This window comes from Candidatus Goldiibacteriota bacterium (assembly GCA_016937715.1).
GTDB lineage: Bacteria > Oederibacteriota > PGYV01 > PGYV01 > PGYV01 > PGYV01.
The window spans coordinates 18,670-41,011 of the sequence record JAFGWA010000023.1 but is presented as its reverse complement, the minus strand read 5'-3'; the positions used below and the strand labels follow the sequence as shown (position 1 = coordinate 41,011).

The 22,342-nt window shown below is 44.3% G+C and carries 14 protein-coding genes; all 14 read left to right on the top strand.

Translation table 11 applies throughout. From position 1 onward, the window contains the following. Nucleotides 1–6 precede the first annotated feature (6 nt). The 14 genes from JXR81_03045 to JXR81_02980 all read left to right on the top strand — a co-directional run bounded on the left by JXR81_03045 (nt 7) and on the right by JXR81_02980 (nt 22,342). Nucleotides 7–1,029: a LacI family DNA-binding transcriptional regulator gene (locus JXR81_03045; protein ID MBN2753824.1), complete on the top strand. Its 1,023-nt coding sequence runs from the start codon at nt 7–9 to the stop codon at nt 1,027–1,029. Nucleotides 1,030–1,427: 398 nt separating this feature from the next. After that, on the top strand, nt 1,428–1,727 hold the full coding sequence (locus JXR81_03040) for a nucleotidyltransferase domain-containing protein (GenBank protein ID MBN2753823.1): 300 nt from the start codon (nt 1,428–1,430) through the stop codon (nt 1,725–1,727). After that, nucleotides 1,724–2,107, top strand: a complete 384-nt coding sequence (locus JXR81_03035; GenBank protein MBN2753822.1) for a HEPN domain-containing protein — start codon at nt 1,724–1,726, stop codon at nt 2,105–2,107. The genes JXR81_03040 and JXR81_03035 overlap by 4 nt, the downstream gene beginning before the upstream one ends. Nucleotides 2,108–2,180: 73 nt before the next feature. Beyond that, nucleotides 2,181–2,570: a hypothetical protein gene (locus JXR81_03030; GenBank protein ID MBN2753821.1), complete on the top strand. Its 390-nt coding sequence runs from the start codon at nt 2,181–2,183 to the stop codon at nt 2,568–2,570. Between the two features lie 326 nt (nt 2,571–2,896). Continuing rightward, a complete protein-coding gene (locus JXR81_03025) occupies nt 2,897–4,087 on the top strand; it encodes an O-antigen ligase family protein (protein MBN2753820.1) in 1,191 nt (396 codons plus the stop codon). A gap of 8 nt (nt 4,088–4,095) precedes the next feature. Further along, nucleotides 4,096–5,163 (top strand): glycosyltransferase family 9 protein, encoded by a 1,068-nt coding sequence (locus JXR81_03020; GenBank protein ID MBN2753819.1) that lies wholly within the window; start codon nt 4,096–4,098, stop codon nt 5,161–5,163. Between the two features lie 14 nt (nt 5,164–5,177). Continuing rightward, nucleotides 5,178–5,837 (top strand): hypothetical protein, encoded by a 660-nt coding sequence (locus tag JXR81_03015; protein MBN2753818.1) that lies wholly within the window; start codon nt 5,178–5,180, stop codon nt 5,835–5,837. 57 nt (nt 5,838–5,894) lie between these two features. Then, the gene (locus JXR81_03010; GenBank protein ID MBN2753817.1) at nt 5,895–12,134 is read left to right on the top strand and encodes a hypothetical protein; all 6,240 of its coding nucleotides are present in this window, start codon (nt 5,895–5,897) and stop codon (nt 12,132–12,134) included. A 31-nt stretch (nt 12,135–12,165) separates the two neighbouring features. Further along, nucleotides 12,166–15,336: a hypothetical protein gene (locus tag JXR81_03005; GenBank protein MBN2753816.1), complete on the top strand. Its 3,171-nt coding sequence runs from the start codon at nt 12,166–12,168 to the stop codon at nt 15,334–15,336. A gap of 27 nt (nt 15,337–15,363) precedes the next feature. Continuing rightward, the gene (gene mutL / locus JXR81_03000; GenBank protein MBN2753815.1) at nt 15,364–17,115 is read left to right on the top strand and encodes a DNA mismatch repair endonuclease MutL; all 1,752 of its coding nucleotides are present in this window, start codon (nt 15,364–15,366) and stop codon (nt 17,113–17,115) included. 61 nt (nt 17,116–17,176) lie between these two features. Then, nucleotides 17,177–18,097, top strand: coding sequence for a tRNA (adenosine(37)-N6)-dimethylallyltransferase MiaA (miaA, locus tag JXR81_02995; GenBank protein ID MBN2753814.1), 921 nt, complete (start codon nt 17,177–17,179; stop codon nt 18,095–18,097). A 57-nt stretch (nt 18,098–18,154) separates the two neighbouring features. Beyond that, nucleotides 18,155–19,405 (top strand): MFS transporter, encoded by a 1,251-nt coding sequence (locus JXR81_02990; GenBank protein MBN2753813.1) that lies wholly within the window; start codon nt 18,155–18,157, stop codon nt 19,403–19,405. A gap of 3 nt (nt 19,406–19,408) precedes the next feature. Next, nucleotides 19,409–19,960, top strand: coding sequence for a DUF4416 family protein (locus JXR81_02985; GenBank protein ID MBN2753812.1), 552 nt, complete (start codon nt 19,409–19,411; stop codon nt 19,958–19,960). Between the two features lie 240 nt (nt 19,961–20,200). Further along, on the top strand, nt 20,201–22,342 hold the full coding sequence (locus JXR81_02980) for a hypothetical protein (protein ID MBN2753811.1): 2,142 nt from the start codon (nt 20,201–20,203) through the stop codon (nt 22,340–22,342).

Genomic DNA, 22,342 nt, shown 5'->3' with positions numbered 1-22,342 from the left:
GCGGGGATGAAAATAACGATATATGACGTTGCCAAAAAAGCCGGGGTTTCCATTTCCACCGCTTCCAAGGCGTTAAACGACCGAAAAGACGTGGGGGATAAAACAAAGGAAGCGGTAAAGATAATAGCCAAAGAATTAAACTATGAACCTTCGCGTTTTGCGCGCGCCCTTGCCATGAGAAAAACAGAAAACATAGGCGTGGTATCGGGCAGGTTTTACCGCGCGCCTGTAATTACAAATCCGTTTTATTCAAAAATACTTGAAGGTATCGAAGAAATACTGGTGGAAACGGATTTTAACCTTGTTACCAACGTGGTTAAAAAAGAGCAGATTGAAGCGATGGAACTGCCTAAGATAATAAAGGAAAAAAGCGTTGACGGGCTTATACTTCTTGGGCATATGCCGGCTGACTACGCGGAAATGATAATAGACAGGGGAATTCCCGTGGTTATGATAGATAATTCATATGACACGGATAAAGCTGACTGCATAGTCGCCGATAACGAAGGCGGCGCGTTTAACGCCGTGGAACAGCTGATAAAACTTGGGCATAAAAAAATTGCCTATATGTCGCGAAACGGAAGGTACAGTTTTCTTTTAAGGCGCGACGGTTATAAAAGGGCTCTTATTGCCAACGGCCTGCCGGTGGATGATAACATGATAGTGTTCTGCCGGGAAAATCAGGAAGAGGCGGATGATCCTTACGCGTGGATGAAAAAGGTAATTGAAGGTAATGACAGGCCGGACGCGCTTTTCATGTGCAACGACATAAACGCGATACTGGCGATAAATATGCTTAAAGACGCAGGGTTAAAAGTGCCGGACGATATCTCTGTGGTGGGTTTTGACAATATAGAACTTGCCCGCCACTTTATCCCGTCCATTGCCACGGTTAATGTGCCAAAAGAAGAAATGGGAAAAAAAGCGGTAAATATACTGCTGGATATAATGAATAAGAAAAGGACAGTAAAGGAAAAGACAGTCGTCCCGACAGAGTTTATCATGGGCGGCTCGGTAAAGCAGAGGTAGGGCAGATGCTTGGATGCTTAGATGCTTGGATGCTTGGATGCTTGGAAAATCGGTGTGGTAGACGCGGGTCTTCAGCCCGCGGCTTTTGATGTGTCTTCTGTTTGTTTTCTATTGTAGAGACGCAATATATTGCGTCTCGTTTTTAATTTAATGGGTGGGTGTTATTTCTTGAATTAAATGTGTGGTAGCCGCATCCTTTTCCCGGCCGCCGCAGCAAATAAGCTGCTATGGCGGAGGAGGCAAGGCGCGGCAGTTTGGGGTCTCGGTTTTTTTTGTCTTGAAGCATATGTGTTAATCGGGTAAAATTATTTTAAGATAAGAATTGTTGAACCATAGTAAAAAACGGTTTAAGACAAATTTATAATAATTGGTGGTTTATGTCCGGTAAAAAAAATATCATGAAAACAGTTAAAAAGATGGCTGAATTTATAAAAAAAGAACACGGCGCTAAAGATGTTATTCTTTTTGGGTCATATGCTTATGGAAATCCCGGCCCTGACAGCGATATAGACCTTATGGTAGTTTCGGAATCGGAAGAAAGGACCATAAAACAGGCCGCTGATATTTATACTTCGTTAAGCGGGTCTTTTCCGGCGGAATTCCCGGTTGATATTGTTGTAAGAAACAAAAAATATCTGAAAAAATATCCTGAAGATATGCTGACAAAAAAAGCCATGTCACAGGGTATTAAGCTTTGAAACCGGAGACAAAAGCATGGGTAAAGAAAGCGGAAGAAGACCTTAATCTTGCTCTATATGCTTTTAAATCACGCGAGCATTTTTACAATTCGGTGTGTTTCCACGCGCAGCAATCATGCGAAAAATATCTTAAAGGCGTGTTGCAGGAAAAGGGAAGGGACATACCCAAAACTCATGATATAAGAATGCTTGTTGAATCGGTAGCGGAATTTGTTCCTGACATTTTAGTTTATAAAAATCGGTTTGTTTCTCTTACCGCTTATGCAGTGGCTGCAAGGTATCCTTTTGAAGACGCCGAAAAGAAAGATGCGGAACAGGCTCTGGAAATATCGGGGATTTGCAGAAAAATAATAAGAAAAAACATGGGGTATAGAAGATAATAATATAGCTATGCTGACGGGTGTAAGTTAAAGGTTGTATTTGCCGGTGTTTGAGAATTGGCGGGGAGTGTTTATGGGTGGAATACTAAAGAAGATTAAAGACTTGAATGAAGAAGAAGATAAAAATAGCACAAAATTTTGGACTTCTGCTTTAACTCCGTTAGGTTTTATTGGGATTATTATTAATTTACTGTCTTATTTGTTGGTTCTTGATTTAAGTGATGAAAATACAAGGTTCTATAAAGTGGTATTCTTTCTGTTTTTTTACTCGCTTAGCTGGGTTTGGATGATTTTGCCGATAATACTGAGAATTATTAGAAAAAAGAATGATAAAGGCGATATCCTGTTAACTCAACAAATACTTTTTTTTGCCGGGGTTTTTGTTTTGTTAATGGTTCTGGTTGTGGTTTGTGAAGTGTTTAATATTGGCAATATAACATATGGCGGTATATTTAATAATTGAATCTATAAACGGGGAAATAGAAGGGTAATACTTAAATAAAATCAAATACCGCGGGCTTAAAGACCTGCGTCTGACAATACGAAAATTCAATTCAAACTCAAAACAACGCGCCCTAAAAGGACGCGGCTACCAGGGCGAAAAGACAAGAACAAGGTCAACTACCGCGGGCTGAAGACCCGCGTCTACCACACCGATTTTCCGATCTTCCAAGCATCAAAGCCTCCAAGCATCAAAGCCTCCAAGCATCAAAGCCTCCATTTTATCTGTTTGCCATAACTTCCATATTAGTTTATAATATTATATTATTATATATAAAGGAGCTGGAAATGGTTAAATTTGACCTTAAAACAGGCGCTTTCTGGGCTTTGTGCGGGTATGCGGCGGCATCTGCTGTGTCCATCACAATGGCGGAGATATTCTATATCCTGTCGCTGGTTTTGTGGATTGTCCTGCTTGTAAAGCAGAAGGATGAAACCGCTTTTAATATAAGCAAATTCATCCTTATCCCTTTTTTCGCTTTCATATTCATTCACTTTACTGCCGCGGCATTTGGAATTGACCCTTTGAACAGCATAAAAGACTTCAAAAAGGCTTATATAATGGGCGCGGTTTTTCTTGCGGCTTATATCTCCCGCGGCTCCATTAATAAAGAGATGCTTATGCGGTTTTTTGCGGCAGGGGCGATATTTGTAGGCGGGTACGCTTTTGCCACGGGCATTTATCACAGGTTAATAATGCACGAAGCGGATTTTCGGGCTGTCTCTTTTTCCGGCAACCACATGCACGCGGGCGGTATGCTTGCAATGGCGTGCGTGGTGCTTGCGGGATTTATGGCGGCTGAATTAAAGTCGCTAAGCGTCAAAAGGATGAATGTTATTTTGTACTCGTTTGGTTCTTTTTTCGCGGGGCTTGGGCTGGTTTTTACATTTACCAGGGGCTCATGGCTGGCAGCTTTGTGCGGATTGGCAATTGTTTTTTTTATGGCAGGGAAAAAATACTTTGTGATTTTTCTTGTAGTTATGGCGGCTGCGGGTTTTGCCCTTAAAGACACGGCGGTGGGTAAAAGGGCAATGAGTTCGTTTAATACGAATAAAGGGACTTCTAATATTGAGCGCGCTTATATGTGGGAAAGCGGAATTAAAATGATAAAAGATAACCCGTGGCTTGGCATAGGCACCGCCAACGTGGGTAAAATATATTCACAGTATATTCATCCGGAAGCGCGGGAGCGTCAGCAGGGGCACCTTCATAATACCGCGATTCAGGTGGCGGTAATTGACGGGCTTGTGGGGCTGGCGGCTTTAATATGGCTTTTTGTATCGCTGTTAATAACGCAGATACGCGGCGCGATTAAATCCACAGGCTATGACAAACACGCGCTTATTGCTTTTGCCGCGGTGACTGTTGTATTTTTGATAAACGGATTATTTGAATATAACCTGTTTTCTTCTCAGGTTGCTTTAATGTTCTGGTTTCTTACGGGAATTTCTTTACGGCCAAGAATTCATGGCCAATAAGGAGCAACGTGGTTAAAGTTGAGTTGTCTAAAATAAAAAGGGTGTTAATAATACGCCCCGGCGCAATAGGCGATGTGCTTTTAACCACGCCTTTTATACGCGCGCTTAAAAAAGCGCTGCCTGACGCGGTGATAGATTACGTGGCCGCGCCTTTTCCGGCAAAAATACTTGAAGGGAATCCGTACCTTTCAAATGTGACAGTGTTTGATAAAAACAGGTATAAAAGCGCGAATTTTATTGTCAAAGCTTTTAATGATTTTAAATTTTACACGGCGCTTGCGGGGAATAAATACGACCTTGTTTTTGACCTGTTTGGCAACCTGCGCTCCGCGCTTATGGCTTTTTTAAGCGGCGCGCGTTACAGGGCCGGGTTTACTTTCAGGATAAGAAAGTATCTGTATAATATTAAAGTAAAACCGGCGCAGGACCCGATGTACAATGTTCATTACCACACGCAGTTATTGACGGCAATAGGTATTCCCGAAGACGGTGAAGAACTTGATTTTATAATTCCGGAAGCGGAAAAGGCAAAGGCGGCGCAGTTTATAAATACCGTTAAGTCCGGCGGCCCGGTTATAGGCATTAACCCGTCAGGCACATGGCCCACAAAACGCTGGCCTGAAGAGAAGTTTGGCGAATTGGCAGGGCTTATTTTAAACGGCATAAAGAAAAGTTCTGTAATTGTGCTTTGGGGCCCAGGTGAACAGCACATGGCCGAAAAAGTATTGAAGAATTGCCCGGTAAAACAGGGTATAATAATAGCGCCGCAGACATCGCTTAAGGAACTTGCGGCGCTTATAGGTCAGATGGATGTGCTGGTTACAAATGACGGCGCGCCCAAACATATTGCGGTGGCTATGAAGACGCCGGCGGTTACGGTATTCGGGCCCACAAACAGTATTTCGTGGAATCCGCGCGATAACCCTTATTATCCCGCTGTGGCAAGCGCGCTTAGCTGCGCGCCGTGCGATAAGACGCAGTGCCCTGACAGGGATATTGAATGCATGAAAAAGATAAGCGCGGCGGATGTTTTTGAAGCGGTAAAAAATACTGCGGCATTGAAAAGCCGCGTTTAATTAAGGAGGATGGCATGGCTGAAATTGATATAGACAAGATGCTGGAACAAAGGGAACAGGCGGGAAAAACCGGAAAGAAAAAAAGCGGCGTTAATATGAATGTTGTATACGCCGCGGCAGCAGCGGTTGTGCTTGGTGTAATTGCTTTTATTGTTGTCACAATGATGAAACCAAACGCGCAGCTGTATTTTCCTGTGGAAAATACAGGCTTGTCGCTTTTTAATATTTCCGGCAAAAGCCCGGAGCGCTGGGAGTTTCTTGACAAAAAAGAAGTCATAAACGGCGAGACTCTGGCGATATTAAACAGGACAGACACGGGAAATAATTATACCGTGCAGGAATACTATTCATACGGCAAAACCGGAGTTGTTAAGGCTTACACTTCTGAAAACTTTGGAGATAAAAAACCTTACGGCATGATAATGCTTCCGCCAAAGGTAAAAAAAGGCGTAAAGTTTAAAGCGGCTGATACCGCGGCAGGCCCGATTATGGGGACGGTAAACGAACCGGAGACAATTTTAACAACAGCCGGGGAGATGGAAGCGGTAAGGGTGGATTATAAAGGCGGCAGGGCGACTGATAAAAGCGTGTGGTACGCCGAAGGGCAGGGTGTGATAAAGACGGCTGACAGGTATAAAAATGAAACGATGGATATTATAAGCATAACAAAATAGAGGGTGTGATGTTTTTAAAAACGTTATTACAGTCTTCATATAAAAGGGCGGCAGGCCGTGGTTAAGCGCGCGATTAATATTTCATTAACCGTGATGCTTTTTTTTGCGGCATTAAGCGGCGTTTTATTTTCCGCGCCGGAACCTTCTATTGCCGAAGAAAAAAACCTAACCGGCGTTACGGCCGTTAACCGTTCACCTTTTAATTTAAGGGCAAAGACTGACGGGTTAAGGGTCATGCTGTCATGGGACGCGGATACGGCGGAAGGCGTGGCGTATGAAGTTTACCGCGCGTCAGGGCCGGATGAAGACTATATCACAATCACAAAAGAACCTGTAAGAGAGCTTATTTACATTGACTCGGCTGATTCAAGCGTAATTCCGCCGCAAAGTAATGTCACATATTACTATAAAGTCGGCGCGGTATACAACGGGTCCAATATCGGCGATTCAAACGTGGCAACCGCAAAGCCGATAGGCGTACTTGAAGCGCCCCGTGAAATTGAAGCTTTGGCCGGTTTTTCTTCCGTTACTTTAAAATGGGTGGAACCGGATTCCACCGGCCCTTTTGGCCTTTCGGGTTACAATATTTTCCGTTCTTTTAACAGGGAAGAACAGGGCGCGCGGATTAACCCTGAAATACTTAAAGAAACTGTATATGAAGATACGGGATTGTCCGAAGGGACAGAATATTTTTACAGGGTGCAGACGGTTGATTTAAAGGGCGATATGGCCATGTCTCTTCCTGTTTCCGCGATACCATATTCACGTTTGGGCGGGCCCGCAGATGTTACGGTAAAAGCAGTTTCGCAGGAAAGCATAAGGCTGTCCTGGCTTGAACCATTGGCAACAGGTGCTGCCGGGATACAGGGGTATAATATTTTCAGAAGTAATAACGCTTCCGCTTTTCCGGAACAGCCGATTAACCTGGGCATGGTAAAACCGTATAAAGATGACATGGGCAGGTCTTTTTATTATGATAATATGATTTTAAGCCGCGACCCGCCCGTGCCGGGCGTGGAATATTTTTACAAGATAGTGCCTGTTGACGCGTACGGAAATACCGGGGCTGCAAGCGTGCCCGTATCGGCAAAAATAGAATGGGTAAGCGTGCCGCAGACAGGAATTCTTTCCGCTGATATTTCCCAGTACGGGCTGCCGCCGGAATCCAAACTTGAAATCCGCGGTATGAAGTCAGTCAAGGTGGGTTTTACAGGCGTGACGCCGGATGATGCCATTGTTACGGGGGATAAGAAAGGTTTTGATTTTACCCAGGCATTCAGGGTAAGGTTAAACGGCAACATAGGCAAAAAGATTATTGTGGACGTGGATTATGACGACCAGAACCCCACAAGCGAATACACAAAAATTTCAATTCAATATCAGGGCGAAAAAGAAGAGACGATTCAGGAAGCGTCTTTCGGAGATATAACATTATCATTGCCGCCCACGCGTTACGCAAGTTATTCGCAGACGCTTTTTGGAATAAAAGGAAGGGCTATGCTTGGTGATAAGTTTTCTGTAACCGCTTTTGGCGCGCAGGCAAAAGGCATTTCTGCCGTGCAGGAATTTACCGGAAATTTAAGGCAGAAAGAAGTAAACGGAAAAGAAGGTTACACGATACTTGACAACCAGTATCAGAAAAATATCTATTATTACCTGTCAAAAGACCCCCTGCACGTAAGCGCGCTTGCACCCAACGCCGGGCTGCCGGTGCCTGCCGCGCCGGTTTCCATAAAGCCGGGTTCTGTTTTAATCTATTATGACGACGGGATAGCCAGCAATGACATTCCCGCCGAAGTTATTTATTCCATTCCCAACAGGACTTTTCATTTCAGGCCCCTTCAGATAGGCTCTGATTATGTTATAGACTACAAGAACGGCGTTGTTAAATTTAATATCGGCATACCGGATACAAGCACCATTGCCGTGGCTTTTGAAACAAGCGACGGGCAAAAGGTCGGGTATTCTTCGGACGGCAGTTTTAATTTTAATGAAACCGGGCTTACATCCGCAAGCACGGGTTATACGTCCGACAGCGCCCACCTTATACAGGACGGGCGGCAGAACACAACGGGCGATTTATCGCATAAAGTGCTTAACTATTATTACCTTGGCGAGACGCAGATAGAAAACCCCGCCAATGACGGTTACTTTTATATAGAGATAAGAAATAAGTCGCAGGAAAGTATCAGTATTCCGCAGCCCAACAACAATGACTCTTCAAGGTATTATGAAATTGACACGGATATGGGGCTTTTAAAATTCAAGGCGTTTTTCCCGTTTGCTTCCAACTATTCAACGCCGGCAGACCCGGGCAATAATATAAGGCCATCCAATTTAACGGAAGACGCCTACAGTATAACCGCGAATAAATCCCTTTATGAAATTTACCTTAAATATAATTACAGGGTATCGTCTTACAGGCTTGATAATTCACCCGTGGTGTACGGAAGTGAAAGGGTTCAGATTGACGGGCGCGACCTGTTAAAGGATAAAGATTATAATATTTTTTATGAAACCGGTGAAATAATTTTTATAGATAAAAATCTTGTCCAGCCAAGTTCCAGGATAAAAATCGCGTATGAATATTTTCCATTTTTTCAGAGTTTTCAGAGCACGGTTGTGGGCGCGAGGATAGATTACAAGCTTTTTGATAATTTAAATCTGGGCAGTACGTGGCTGTGGAAATTTTCCAGCGCGGGGACAACAGTCCCTGACGCGCGTTCAACGGACACAAGGCTTTCAACGCCTGCAAGTATGTACATGCTTGACGGCGACATAAAACTTACGCTTGATAAGAAACAGATTAACGAAGTGATAAACGGCGTGCCTTTTGTGGACGGCGCGGATTTACCGGTTGATTTCAGCTTTCAGGGTGAAGTGGCGTACAGCGATTTTAACCCGAACCTTTTTGAAAACGCCAGGACAAAGGAAAAAGGCGCCGCCATGATTGATAATATGGAAGGCGCGGATAATGTGTTATCGCTTTCCACTAACAGGTATTCATGGTTTCCGGCAAGCATACCGGCGGGAGTGGTTCCTGAAAACAGGGTGCTTACAGGAAAGGAAAATGTCACTGAAAACGGGCATCAGATAGTAACCGAAGGCACGCTGGGTTCTTCGGCACAGGTAATGCTGCGTTTAAATTACAGCGGGCTTACGCAGGATAAATGGGACGCGTACAGGTATGTGGTATCAGCGTTCGGTGAAAACCTTAATAACTTAAATTACATGGAAATGTGGGTTTATGTGGATACTGACAATCCGGTAAAACTTAAAGTGGACGTGGGTATAATAAGCGAAGACAGCAACGGCAATAATACATTTGAGCTGAATTCCACGTCCGGGATAAGGCGTGACAGCGAAGACGCGGAAAATAACGGCAAATTAAAAGCCGTTTATGATATAGGAATAGGCAGGGGTATTTATCCGGAAAATACGGACTATTGGGGCGCGGGCAATGACGTCCTTGACACTGAAGATATGGACAATGACGGGCAGATGGATACTTCAGAGTCGTATTATGAATTCAGTTCGGACGGGCCCAATTATTACCATCCGCAGCTTACCCTGTCTCAGAAGGGCTGGCATCTGGTAAAGATACCCCTTTCCCAGTTTTCGCAGTCGTTCGGCCTTAATTCTGACCAGCGCAATCCAAGCAGTACCGCGTTTTTCTCCATTATCAAACACGTAAGGGTAAGCATAAAAGGCGCGGGGGCGTCGCCAAGCGCGGGGCATATAAAAATTGAATCAATTAACTTTCTGGGAAATTCATGGAGGTTAAAGACCTTAACCGGCGCTACAGACATGGTGGGGAATATTATAAATTCCCCGAACACTTCAAAGATGAACGTGGAAACGGTAAATCAGAATACGGATGAATCATATACGCCTAACGTGGATTATTTTGAATACCAGAAGGATGAAGATAAAAAATCGGAAGAGGCGCTGAAAATTTCCTACAAACTTTCCGCTTATGACCAGAGGCCTTCCGACGGGCAGCCGATTTATTACACCACAAAATTTTTAAGCGAGTCCACGGGGTATGATTACCAGCAGTATAAAAAAATTAAGATGGACCTTTTATTTTCCAGAAAAAGCGGGGATGCGGGCGCGGGAAGGGTTATGTTTGTGCGCCTTGGTACCGCTGCGCCGCCGCCGGGCGTGGATGAAACAAATTATTACCAGTACAACCTTCAGCTGGATTCTGTGCCGGCTGACGGGGGCTGGCATACCGCGGAAATTGAACTGGACGGTTCCGACAAAAAACGCAGCGGCGCCGTGGGTTCTCCGAATTTAAGAAAAGTGCAGTACATTACTTTGGGTTTCATAAATCCGAATAACACCGTAACGGATGATGTCATATACGTTAATAATATAAGGCTTATAGACCCGATATCAAAAGTGGGTATGGCAAGGTATACCAATTCAGCGCTTAATATGGCGGGTTTTGGAAACCTGACGCACACATACGAGGAACTTGATTCCGGATTCAACACAATCCTTGATATGGACAGGGCAAAATATCTTCAGCATTCAAGGGACAACAGGGTAAGGTTTGACTACACACAGATAAAAGAGGTGCCGGTATCGGCGGAAATCGCGAAGACTGAAAGATACACCGAAGACCGGTACAGGAATGACCCCACGTACACCAACAGTTTTTCAACGCCTGACACCGTGGTGGACAGTTTCAGGAATGATATATCGCTGATGTCGGTGCCCGGACTTACGCTTTCAAGCGCTGTTACTTTAAGGAATATGAAGTTTAATTATTTCCAGCTGTATGAATACCAGAATAATTTAAGTGAAGTGTTCACGGTAAGGCCTTACGCGCGCTATATGATTCCCACAGAGATTAAAGTGGGAGACCTGTTTACCATACCGCTTGGCACTAATACTCTGGAAAGCAGCATGCTTGTTACAAACACAAAGACCGACTACGCGGATTATTTTGGCGTGACGCTTAACACCCAGGCCACTTATTATGACCAGTGGAATTTAAAAAGGGAACAGGACCATGACTACAAAGGCAGTTTTACGGCGGATAAAATTTCCATTAACCCGTCATATAATTATAAACTCAGCGAAGAAAAAGGAAACCTGTTAAGCCGGTTCAATTATTACTATGATTCAATAGGCGATAAGAATTATACCGATAAATACCTTGTTACAAAGCGGGAAATAACGCCGAAGATAAATATAAGCGCGCAGGAAATAGGGATAGTGTCCCCGTCGGTTGATTATTCTTCCGGATACCGGTATGAATACACGTCTAACCTGCTTTATACAAACGCTTCGCTTGCGGCGCGCGCGCGCGTGGCTTTAAGCAGAATAATACCGGTGCTTCCGGATATCACAAACATTTCCGCGTCAGTATCTGATACTAACAGGCGGTATGACAATAATTATTACCCCGGTTCATTTAAGGCGTTTGACGAGCTTCCGTTTGAGAAGAAATGGTACGTTTTTATATGGGAATATTTTTATGATGAAAAATCCGTGGAAAGGCTTGAAGCGCTGTCTTATGGCGGCGCCATGTCGCGGGATTACACCCTTGACCTGGCGGAAATAAAATTCTTTGAAAGGCTAAGGATAGCCGCAGGCGCAAATTACAGCATAAGGCGCGATTCACAGACCAGGACTTTAACGGGGATAAACGATTCTTTAAGGCTGTCGGCGCGTGAAATTTACTTTGACAAAGTGACGCTGCCGGGGCTGGAATTTTTAGTAAAGGACCAGACTGTATCCGGGTCTTATAATTACACCGTAACAAATACGTATAACCCGCTTGACAGAAAAGAACTTATAAGGGGCACCATAGCCCACGATGCCAGTTTCAACCTGCCGTATAAAACAGAAGGCAGTAACCCGATAAATGGTTCTTTAAGGCTGACTTACAGCAGGTCTGATTCAAGGGAAAAGTATATTGATAATTATCTGTGGACGCTCAGGCCGGAATTAAGCCTTAATTACGCGCTTAATATAACACAGCCGTTCACAATACCGGGCTGGATACCTCTTCTGGGCAATAAAATAATAAAACTTGATAACAGTATAAATTTAAGGAGCGTGCTGGCGTATTCGGTTATGCAGGGAGACGGCAGGGGCGATAATAATTTAAGCAAGAAAGACATAAAGGAACTGACGGCAGATCTGGGTTTTTCTTACAACATCTTCAGCAATATACGCACCAATGTAAACCTGCGCTACAGGCAGAAAGATGATTCGCAGGGGCAGGCAAGGGACAGTTTTAAATCTTTCGGCGGCACGCTTGAATTTATAGCGGAGTTCTAGCAAATATCTTAAAAGGGATGGAAAATATTATATGAGAAAAATATTATTAACAGCGCTGTTAGTTTTTGCGGCCGTTTATGCCGTGGCCGCGCCTTACGCGGTAACCGGGCTGTCAGTGTATAATTGCGGCGGCATAAAACTTGTCTGGGACGCTCCGTCTGACACGTCAACGGCGGTTTCGTACGTGGTTAACAGGTCTGTTGTCAGTGCCGGACCGTATGACCTTACCGCAACGGCTTCTGCCAATAATTATTACGACGCGTCTGCTGATACCACCCTTGCTTATTATTACACTGTTAAGTCTGTGGATTTTACGGGCGTGACAGGCTCTGCTTCAGCGGCCAAAAGCACATTGCCGGCTTCGCCTGAAAACCTGCAGGCAGTGCCTTATAACTCTAAAAATATGATTTCATGGCAGCCGTCTTCTGACAGCGCCGTTGAAGAATATAATATTTACAGAAGCACGGGATTCGGTTTTAAGCTGATTAATACCACAGGTGAAACTCAATATACCGACGAAAACCTTGCTAACGGCGCCCTTTACTGGTACACGGCTGCATCCGTAAAAAATTCCGTGGAAGGCGCCTTCGCGTGTTCTGTCTCTGCAAAACCTTTTATTCCGCCTTTTCCTGTAAGCGGCGCGGATGTTTCGGTGTCGGCGGGGGAACTTAACGCTGAATGGTCATCATCAGGGCTGCAGGGCACGTATGAAACAGGCAGTTATAAAATATTCAGGTCAACTTCTTACGGGGATGAAAGCTTTTCTCCGGCGTCTGTTACGTACACTTCTTACAGCGAAACACTGCCTGTTGCGGGGCAGTTATATTATTACGCAATACGGACCATTGACACGCAGGGAAATTCTTCTCCTGCATACTGGTTTTCCGCCTATAATCCGGGAGTGCCGGCGGCGCCTGCCGGGCTTACAGTCACGGCGGCAAATGCGGCGCGGATAAATATTTCCTGGCAGGCAAATCCGGCGGATGAAGATATAACGGCATATCAGGTAATAAGAAATTCAGTAATTGTTGCCGTAAAAGCCACACCCACAGCCGCTTCATACGAAGATACGGATGTGATTTTAGGAAATACATATTCATATTATATTCAGGCAATAAATTCTTTTGGTACAGGGGAAGGCTCATCCGCGGTGACGCAGACGGTTATGCCCGCGTCACCGGCAGGTGTTACCGCGATGGCAGGCTCGTTGCCCGGAGAAGTATTCTTGAATTGGACCGAAAATAACGCGGAAGAAAATATTCAGGCGTATAATATTTACAGGGCCACTTCGGCGGATACGTTTAATTATACTTCGCCATATATAAGCACGGGGACTGCCGGCGCTATAGACGCGGCCGCAGTGACAGGTACGCCTTATTTTTACAGGGTGTCCGCTTTAACACAGACCGCGTTTGAATCATTCTCTGATATTGTTTCGGCGATGGCGGTGACTTACGCGCCGCAGCCGGAAAATCTTACGGCAACAGCTTACAGTAATTTTGTAAAACTTTCGTGGGATGACCCCGGCGCTTCATACGGCATAACTTCGTTTAAGATTTATAAAAGTACTGACAGCGCTGTTTTTAATTACCTGACTTCCGTTACCGGCGCGCAGTTTGATGACGCAGGCCTTGTAAACGGCAGTACATATTATTACCGTGTTTCATCAGAAAATATATACGGGGAAAGCGCTTATTCCGCGCATGTTACCGTTACTCCGCAGCCGGGTTATTTTACCGCCCCTGAAAATCTTACCGCTTCGGCAGAAGCGGGAGACGGCAGAATAATTCTTTCATGGTCAGCCGTACAGTCACAGGAAATAACGGCGTATAAAATTTACAGAAGCACTGTGCAGGGATATTATGATACCGCGCCTTATGCGTCATCTGTCACAATAACCGCGTATACCGACAGCGCCGCCGCCACGCTTACTGTTTACTATTATAAAGTCAGCGGTTACGGTGTTTCTGAAACGGCAAAATCCTCTGAAGTTTCAGCCGCGCCGTTTATCAGGCCGGGGCCGGCTTTAAACCTTACCCTTACAAGCCTGTATGACAGGGTATACCTTAAATGGGATCCGCCGGTAAATGATTACACGTATAAAACAACCGTGAAATACAACATATACAGAAGCACTTCATCGCTTTCTTACAGCCAAAGCGCGTTTAACGCTCTTGCGTCGGAATATACGGGGACAAGTTACATTGACGCGCAGATAAATACCGCCGGAACTTATTACTATAAGATAAAGGTTACGGATGACATGGGGAATGAAGATACATCCACCACCGGCGTGCAGATAGTGTTAGACGGAGTCATGGCGCCGCCCGCGGTTTTAAAAGGGGTGGCTTCCAACAGGCAGGTAAGGCTTGTCTGGTCAGCGGTAAATCCGGATTCTTACAGCGTGTACAGAAAAACAACTGTGACAGCTGCGGAATTTGGGCCGCCTATTGCGTACAACCTTGGTTTTGACGTGAAAGAGTATGTGGACAGTAATGTGGAGAATAATATCACTTATATTTATGCTGTGGCCGCGGTAAATGATTCCGGTGAAGGGCCAAAGTCCAATCCGGTTTATGTCACGCCGTACCTTGCGGCAGGGCTTCCCGCGGACGCTTCGGTAAAATTTGAAATTGAAAATAAAAAAGACGTAAGTTTATGGTGGAATCCGGCGTCTGACGGCACTTATCAGGTTGCGGGATACAGTGTTTTCAGAAGTAAAGACAACGGTTATACTTACGTTCATTTAAGCGTAACTTCCGCTTCTGTTTTGGAATATACTGATGCGGCAACCGAATGGGATAATAATTATCTGTATATGATACGCGTGGTGGATTCAGGCGGGAATACAGACGCCACTTATACACCGGTTAAAGTGGAACTGCCGCTTCCGAAAAATAAAATAAGGGTTTTTTCCAACCTTGTGGATTTAAGCAAAGGGGAAAAACTAAGATTAAAATACCTGCTTGTAAAGAGCGGCAAACTTAAATTTTATATCACAACATTAAGCGGGGTGCACGTGCGCACGCTTGTTGAAAGCGAATCAGAGCAGGGCATAACTAATAATCTGCCTTTTGAAAGCGGAGATATTTTCTGGGACGGCACAAATCAGTCCGGGAAAAAAGTATCATCAGGGGCTTATCTTATTGTGCTTGAAATGGAAGGCGTAAGGGTTATAGAAAAGGCGGCTGTTGTAAAGTAAGACAATAAAAACGCAGGGGTTTACTTAATGGGAAGAATACAGGTGCTGCCCGCCAATGTGGCAAACCAGATAGCGGCAGGCGAAGTGGTTGTAAGGCCCGCGTCGTGCGTGAAGGAACTTCTTGAAAATGCAATTGACGCGGGAGCAAAAAATATTACAATAAATATTGAAGACGCCGGTAAAAAACTGATAGAGATAAAAGATGACGGCTGCGGAATGGATGAAACAGACGCCGTTAATTCTTTTTTACGGCACGCCACTTCAAAGATAACGGCAATAAAAGACCTGGATTCAATTCAGACTCTGGGGTTTAGGGGCGAAGCGCTGGCTTCAATTGCCTCTGTTTCGCGTATGGAAATGATAACCAGAACGCCGAAAGATGAAGCTGCCACAAGGATACTTTTTGAAAACGGAAAAATTCAGAAAAATGAAAAGGCAGCGGCAAACCCCGGCACTATAATAAGGGTCAGGGACCTTTTTTATAATACGCCGGCGCGCCTTAAATTCCTGAAATCCAAATATACGGAAGAAGCGCAGATAATTGATACGGTTATGTCTCAGGGGCTATCAAAAGAAGGCGTTTCCATAAAACTTTATATTGACGGCAGGGAAACGGTTGTTTTTCCGCCCGCGGCCGGGTTTATGGAAAAAGTGCGCGCGGTTTTTGGAAATGAAACGCACGGAGCCTTAATGGAAATCGGCGAGTACACGGATAATATAAAAATTACTGGTTTTATATGCGCGCCGTCTGTCACAAAAAATAACCGGTCCGGCCAGTTTATGTTTGTTAATGGCCGCGTTATTTCCAGCAGGGCGCTGTCATACGCCGTTTACGAAGGTTACGGCACCCTTCTTATGAAAGGCAATTATCCGGTGACTTTCATATTCATAGACATAAACCCGTCTTTTGTGGATGTTAACGTGCATCCGACAAAAGCGGAAGTGAAATTCAGAAACGAACATGATATTTACGTACTTATAAAAAAAGCCGTGGAAAACACTCTGGCTGCCGCGAATTTAACAAGAAGCGCTTATGCGGATGTTTTTGATTCAAATCCCCAGACGGACGGGTATAAAGCCGCGGTGGGTGAAGCGGTAAACAGTTTTTTTTCAAATGAACCTCAACAGCTGTTTTCGTCACCGCTTGTTTCGGGGCCAAGGGAAGATATATCTTTTCAGTCGCAGCCGCAGCGCAGGCAGTATTTTAATTTCAGGTTTTTAGGGCAGGTCAATCTGACTTATATAGTGGGTGAAGAACAGGGAAACCTTGTGATAATTGACCAGCACGCGGCGCATGAAAAAGTGCTTTTTGAGGAAATAATGAAAGAGATAAATTCAGGGAAAGTCAGAATCCAGGAAATGCTGATACCGGAAGTGGTGGAAATGACCCCGGCGGAAAAAATTACCGTGGAAAATAATATGGAAGTTTTTACAAAAATGGGAATAGAATTGGAGCCGTTTGGCGGCAACGCTTTTGGCATAAGGGCTCACCCGGTAATCATTAAGAATAAAGCCATAGGCAATATCGTAAAGGCGGTTGTTGACGCTTTAAAAGAAAAGGGGACGGCAAGCGCGGATGAGGCCATGAAAGACGCGGCCGCAACTATGGCGTGCAGGGCGGCGTATAAAGCAGGCGACGCGCTTAATCAGAATGAAATAGAAGCGCTGTTAAGCCGGTATTTTGAAATAGACGCGCCGTTTTCATGCCCTCACGGAAGGCCGCCTATTGTTAAAATAGGTTTTGAAGAGATTGAAAAAATGTTCAAGAGAAAACTGTAAGTATAACATCAAGTAAAATCTGATAAAATTGTCCCTGTCTGAATAATAAGGAGAAAGCAAAATGTTTATGGTAATCTGCGGGCCTACGGCGTCAGGTAAGTCCGCCATTGCGGTGGAAACAGCCGCGTCTTTAAACGGTGAAATAATATCTTCCGATTCCATGCAGGTATACAGGGGCATGGATATAGGCACAAATAAAATTCCAATTGAAGCTCAGAAAGGCATTCCTCACCATCTTATCGGTATTGTCAGCCCAAACAAAGCATATTCCGCGGCTATGTTTAAAAAAGACGGTGAAGCGCTGCTGGAAGAAATAAAAAAAAGAAACCGCCTTCCTATTATATGCGGCGGTACGGGTTTATATATAGACAGCATAATTAAGGGACTTGCTGTGTCAGGGGAAGTTGATATCAATATAAAAGAAAGCATACGGTGCCTTGAAAAAGAAAAGGGAGCGGAGTATCTTTATGAAATGCTGAAAGCAAAAGATCCGCAGGAAGCATCTGTGATTGACAGAAAAAATCCCCGAAGGCTGATAAGGGCGCTTGAAATAATTGAAGCAACAGGCCAAAAAGTCTCAGAGATAAAAAAAGAAACCGCGCAGACGGCATACAAAGATGAATATATGATATTTGTAATCAGCGCGCAAAAAGATGTGCTTTACAGCCGTATTGATAAGCGTGTGGACGATATGATAAAAGCAGGTTTGTTTGAAGAGGTGGAAGGCCTGTTAAAAAAAGGAATAGCACCGGATTCCGTGCCTATGCAGGCGATAGGTTATAAGGAAGCTGCTATGTATATTTTGGGGGCAAGAAAAAAAGAGGATGTAATTATGATGATAAAACAGGCCACGCGTAATTATGCCAAAAGGCAGCTTACATGGTTTAAGCGTTATGCGGGTGCGTATCGTATAGACGCAACGGACGGGGACGCAAAGAAAGCTTCGCAAGAGGTAATTAAAGCGTGGAAAAGCCAAAGCTGATGTGTTAATATTTTTCTTAAATGCAGTCAGGCATCTTATTGAAACCGGAAGGAAAAAATGAAAAAAATATTTTCAAATTTAAATTTTATGCTGCTGATGGCCGTGCAGACGGTGGAGCAGATAGGAGACAGCCTTACGCTTATGGCGCTTATAGCATGGGCCATGCAGTCATCCGGCTCGGCGCACGCGTCCACGGCAAACATGACTATTATTCTTTTCTGGATCGGCGTCCCAATACTGCTGGTTGGGCCTTTCAGCGGCGTGCTGATTGACCGGTTTAAAAGAAAAAACCTTCTTGCGTCTGCAACCGCTTCAAAAGGAATTTTCATATTTTTTATTTATATGTATATGGCCGGTTATTCGCAAAACGCATGGCCTGCGGCGTTTCTGTATTTCTTTGTGTTCATGAAATCTTTTTCAACTCAGTTTTTTGTGCCGGCAAAATCCGCTTTTATTCCGGATGTGGTGGGGGATGAAAATGCCCTTGTAAAAGCCAATTCGCTTTCTGCCACGCTGATGGTAATCACGCAGATTTTTACCTACGCGGCAGCGGGAATACTTATAGCGCAGTTCGGCTATAAGGTGATACTTCTGGCAAGCGCCGCGTTATATATTCCGGCGCTTCTGCTTATACTTCTTATTAATTCCGCGGAGAAACATGAAGAAAAGGGGCATTTTGAATCCTGGGGGCATGCCATCGCGGATTTAAAGGAAGGTTTTGTTTTTATGTTTTCAGGAGAACGTATAAAATTTGTTACCAGAAGGGTATTTGTACTTATGATTTGCGCCATTGTATTCTACATCTCGCTTACCGGCGGTTTTTTAAAGGAAATAATGGCATCCACGGGTTTAAAGATGGAAGATATAAAAGCCCTTGGTTTTATTCAGGCCGCGCTTGGGCTGGGGCTTGTGGCAGGGGTGGTGTTCCTTGAAAAACTTATAAAAAGATTTGGTGAAATTAATCTGATAAGGATTGTATTTCCGGCTGTGGGGCTTGTTTTATCCGGTGTATATTTTTTTAGAAATTTTTATTTTCTGCTTGTCTGCGCTCTTTTTGCGGGGATGGCGGGTGTTATTCTGCTTTCTATCGCGGAAACCGTGGTGCAGAAAGATTCCCCTGCGGATATGCGCGGCAGGGTATTTTCGGCGTATTATCTGTTCCGTAATACCGGCCCTTTAATAGCTTCCGCTCTGGCAGGGCTTCTTGTAAGGTTCATGGAAGAAAGCGCGATAGCACTGGCGGCGGTATTATGCCTTGTGATATACGGAATGGTTAATTTGTTATTTAATAAAAGCCGGAAGAGTTAGTTTATGGCAGGTATAAGGCAGCCGCGTCCGGGAAAACTTATCTGTTCGTTAATTTACCTGAATGATGAAGCCTATACAGGCGCGCTGACTGAACTGAAAAACACATACGGGCAGATTGATTTTGAAACGCCGGAAGCGCCGTTTACAAATACGTCATATTATGGCGATGAAATGGGAAGCGGATTAAAACGCAGATTTGTATCATTTGAAAATCCGGTTATGCCGGATGCGCTTGCGCCGGCAAAAGTACTTACAATTGAAATAGAAAAAAAATATCTTAATGAAAAGGGCGGAAGAATCATAAATATTGATCCCGGCTTTTTGTGCCAGGCAAAACTTGTTCTGGCATCGGCAAAAAACTTCAGCCATAGGGTTTATATGTCGCAGGGAATATATGGAGAATCCACGCTTAGATTTAACACCAATATAAAGTCTTACGAGCCCTGGCCATGGACGTATCCTGACTATACACAGGCGGAAATTATAGCAGTGTTTAATAAAATAAGGGGTATTTTAACTGAACAGGCATATAAAAGCGGAGAAAAGAAGTGTTAAAAACGCACCGAAAACAGCCGAAAATCCATTGTTTTAAGGTGATTTTAAGCAAAGGTGTTTTTTTTGTTTGACAGTCAAAGGGCTATTATGTTAAATTGTTTTATCAGACACTGTATTTTTTGTATTGCGGAAAGTGATTTTAGAATGGCGCGCATGTGCGCGTCAATTTAAATATTTATGCTGTTTTTTTGCCCGTATATTTATTTTCGGGATACATATTTGGAATAGCGGAGGACAATTGTGCGCATAAAAAGTGTAATTCTGTCCATTTTTGCGGTTATTATTTTATTTGCGGTGGTTCCGTTTGTGTCAGCGGACGATTTTACCGACACACTGCAGATTACATGGGAAAAAGTTAAAGAACCATTTTTTGATAAATATAACCCATTTGGTACGGGTGCAAGGGCAATAGGTATGGGAGAAGCTTTTTCGGCAATTGCTGATGACGCGTCCACCATCTATTACAATCCGGCAGGCCTTGCGCAGATGGACCATAATGAAATTTTCTGGACAGGCGGAAGTTATTACGGCGGCGTTCCTTATACAGGATTTGCGTCTTTCACAATGGCGCTTGGCGGTCAGTATTTCGGGCTTTCATATGAAAAACTGTACCATCCAATCGGAAGGTATCCCGAAAAGGTAAGCATACCAAAACCTATAGGTAATGCGGGTGCTCCTCCTCCTGCTTCGCTTTTCTTTACTGAAAATCTTATTATCCCTTCGGGTATTTATAACTGGTTTGGCGGCGCGGGAATGGGCGGCTTGGACCCTTCGTGGCAGGAATTTTTAGGGGATAAATACAGGCAGTACATTAACCTTCCTTTTCAGACAAACAGCGTGCTTTTAACTTATGCCACGCCTTTAACTTCTGATAAAAGTTTTAACTTTGGCGTTAATGTTAAATATATGTTTACTGATGCCGATGCCAAGAAAGTTCTTACGGATGAATTTGACGCGTGGGCATGGGGGCTGGATGTCGGTTTCCTTTATAAGCTGCGCCTTATTGAGTTCTTAAAAGACCTTAATATTTCAATAATGTTAAGGGATGTTTCGGGCCAGATGAAAAGATACAAGACCGGAATAGAAAAAAATCTGTTTTTTACTTCAACCATCGGGCTTTCAATGCGCACAACGCAGCTTATAGAAAAAGAGGTTACAAGTTTTTCCGTTGATTTTAATTCGGTTAATGACCCGGGTGTTTTAGAGCAGGAAAGATACAGGTTTAATTTCGGCGCGGAGCAGTGGTTCATAGACGGACATTTTGCGGTAAGGGGCGGGCTTGTGGATGTCATGTATCCCGGAACGTGGAGGGCGTCACTGGGCTTGTCGGCAAAGTATATTTTTGGAATTGATTATGCTTATGTATTCGGCGTACCGCTTGGACAGGACGCTGAAAATGAAGGCGATTCGCACTGGATTTCGCTGCATTGGGAATGGGGTAAAGTGGTAAGAAAACTTCCCACGCCGGATGTTTTTGCAGCGGTAGAACCTATTTCGTTCGCGCCAAAAAACGGCGAAACGGTAATATTTAAACTTAACGCAGATTCAAAAGCGGGAATAGACAGATGGGCTCTTAACATACTTGATAAAAACAATAACCTTGTTAAATCGTATGTTGATATAGGAGCTCCGCCTTCGCAGATTATATGGAATGGAACAGATAACAAATATCAGCCCCTGTCTGACGGGGAATACACTTTTATATTTGAAGCTACAGACAAACTTGGAAGCACGGCTTCCACTCCGGTGCAGACTGTAAAACTGTTCACTCCGGTGCTTGAAGCTGTAAATAAAGAAGCCCTTAATAAATTAAAAGCGCTGTTAAAGCAGATAGGCGACAGGGACCTTGCTGAAGACAACGCGCAGATGGCAAACGCGAAAGCGGGCGTGGAAGAGTGGAAGGCAATAAAAGGAAAACCGACACCGGTTCCTCCTCCTCCCGCGGGCACAATACCGGAACCGTTGCCTTTAACGGCGTTCCCGGGTTTTGAAAATTATCAGGGCGCAACGCCAAGCGCGGCGGCAGGCAATGTTAATGTGGCGGGTTTCCCGAATGTGGATTCATCCGCAATCAGGTCAGCTTACATAGCAACCGATGCTGACGGCAACAAACAGTTTATGATGGAATACGCGACAGCCAACACAATACCGCAGTACGTCATGAAAGAAGTGGCGATGATGGCAAGAAGCATTGCTGAAAGCATGGGCGGGTCCATCAGCAATATAGGTATTAATGCCTTGTATGGCGGCAATAATACAATGGCTGTTAATGTGCCTATTGCACAGGCGCAGAACTATTCAAGAGGATATATTTCCGCGGAACAGATGCTTCGCGGCGCGAATATTACGCTGAACGGCGAAATAATAAATCCTAATTATTAA

Coding starts and splice junctions, on each gene's coding strand:
- JXR81_03030 (MBN2753821.1), top strand. CDS start 2,181: ATGGGTGGAATACTAAAGAAGATTAAAGACTTGAATGAAGAAGAAGAT.
- JXR81_03015 (MBN2753818.1), top strand. CDS start 5,178: ATGGCTGAAATTGATATAGACAAGATGCTGGAACAAAGGGAACAGGCG.
- JXR81_03045 (MBN2753824.1), top strand. CDS start 7: ATGAAAATAACGATATATGACGTTGCCAAAAAAGCCGGGGTTTCCATT.
- JXR81_03025 (MBN2753820.1), top strand. CDS start 2,897: ATGGTTAAATTTGACCTTAAAACAGGCGCTTTCTGGGCTTTGTGCGGG.
- JXR81_03005 (MBN2753816.1), top strand. CDS start 12,166: ATGAGAAAAATATTATTAACAGCGCTGTTAGTTTTTGCGGCCGTTTAT.
- JXR81_03040 (MBN2753823.1), top strand. CDS start 1,428: ATGAAAACAGTTAAAAAGATGGCTGAATTTATAAAAAAAGAACACGGC.
- JXR81_02990 (MBN2753813.1), top strand. CDS start 18,155: ATGAAAAAAATATTTTCAAATTTAAATTTTATGCTGCTGATGGCCGTG.
- JXR81_02985 (MBN2753812.1), top strand. CDS start 19,409: ATGGCAGGTATAAGGCAGCCGCGTCCGGGAAAACTTATCTGTTCGTTA.
- mutL (MBN2753815.1), top strand. CDS start 15,364: ATGGGAAGAATACAGGTGCTGCCCGCCAATGTGGCAAACCAGATAGCG.
- miaA (MBN2753814.1), top strand. CDS start 17,177: ATGTTTATGGTAATCTGCGGGCCTACGGCGTCAGGTAAGTCCGCCATT.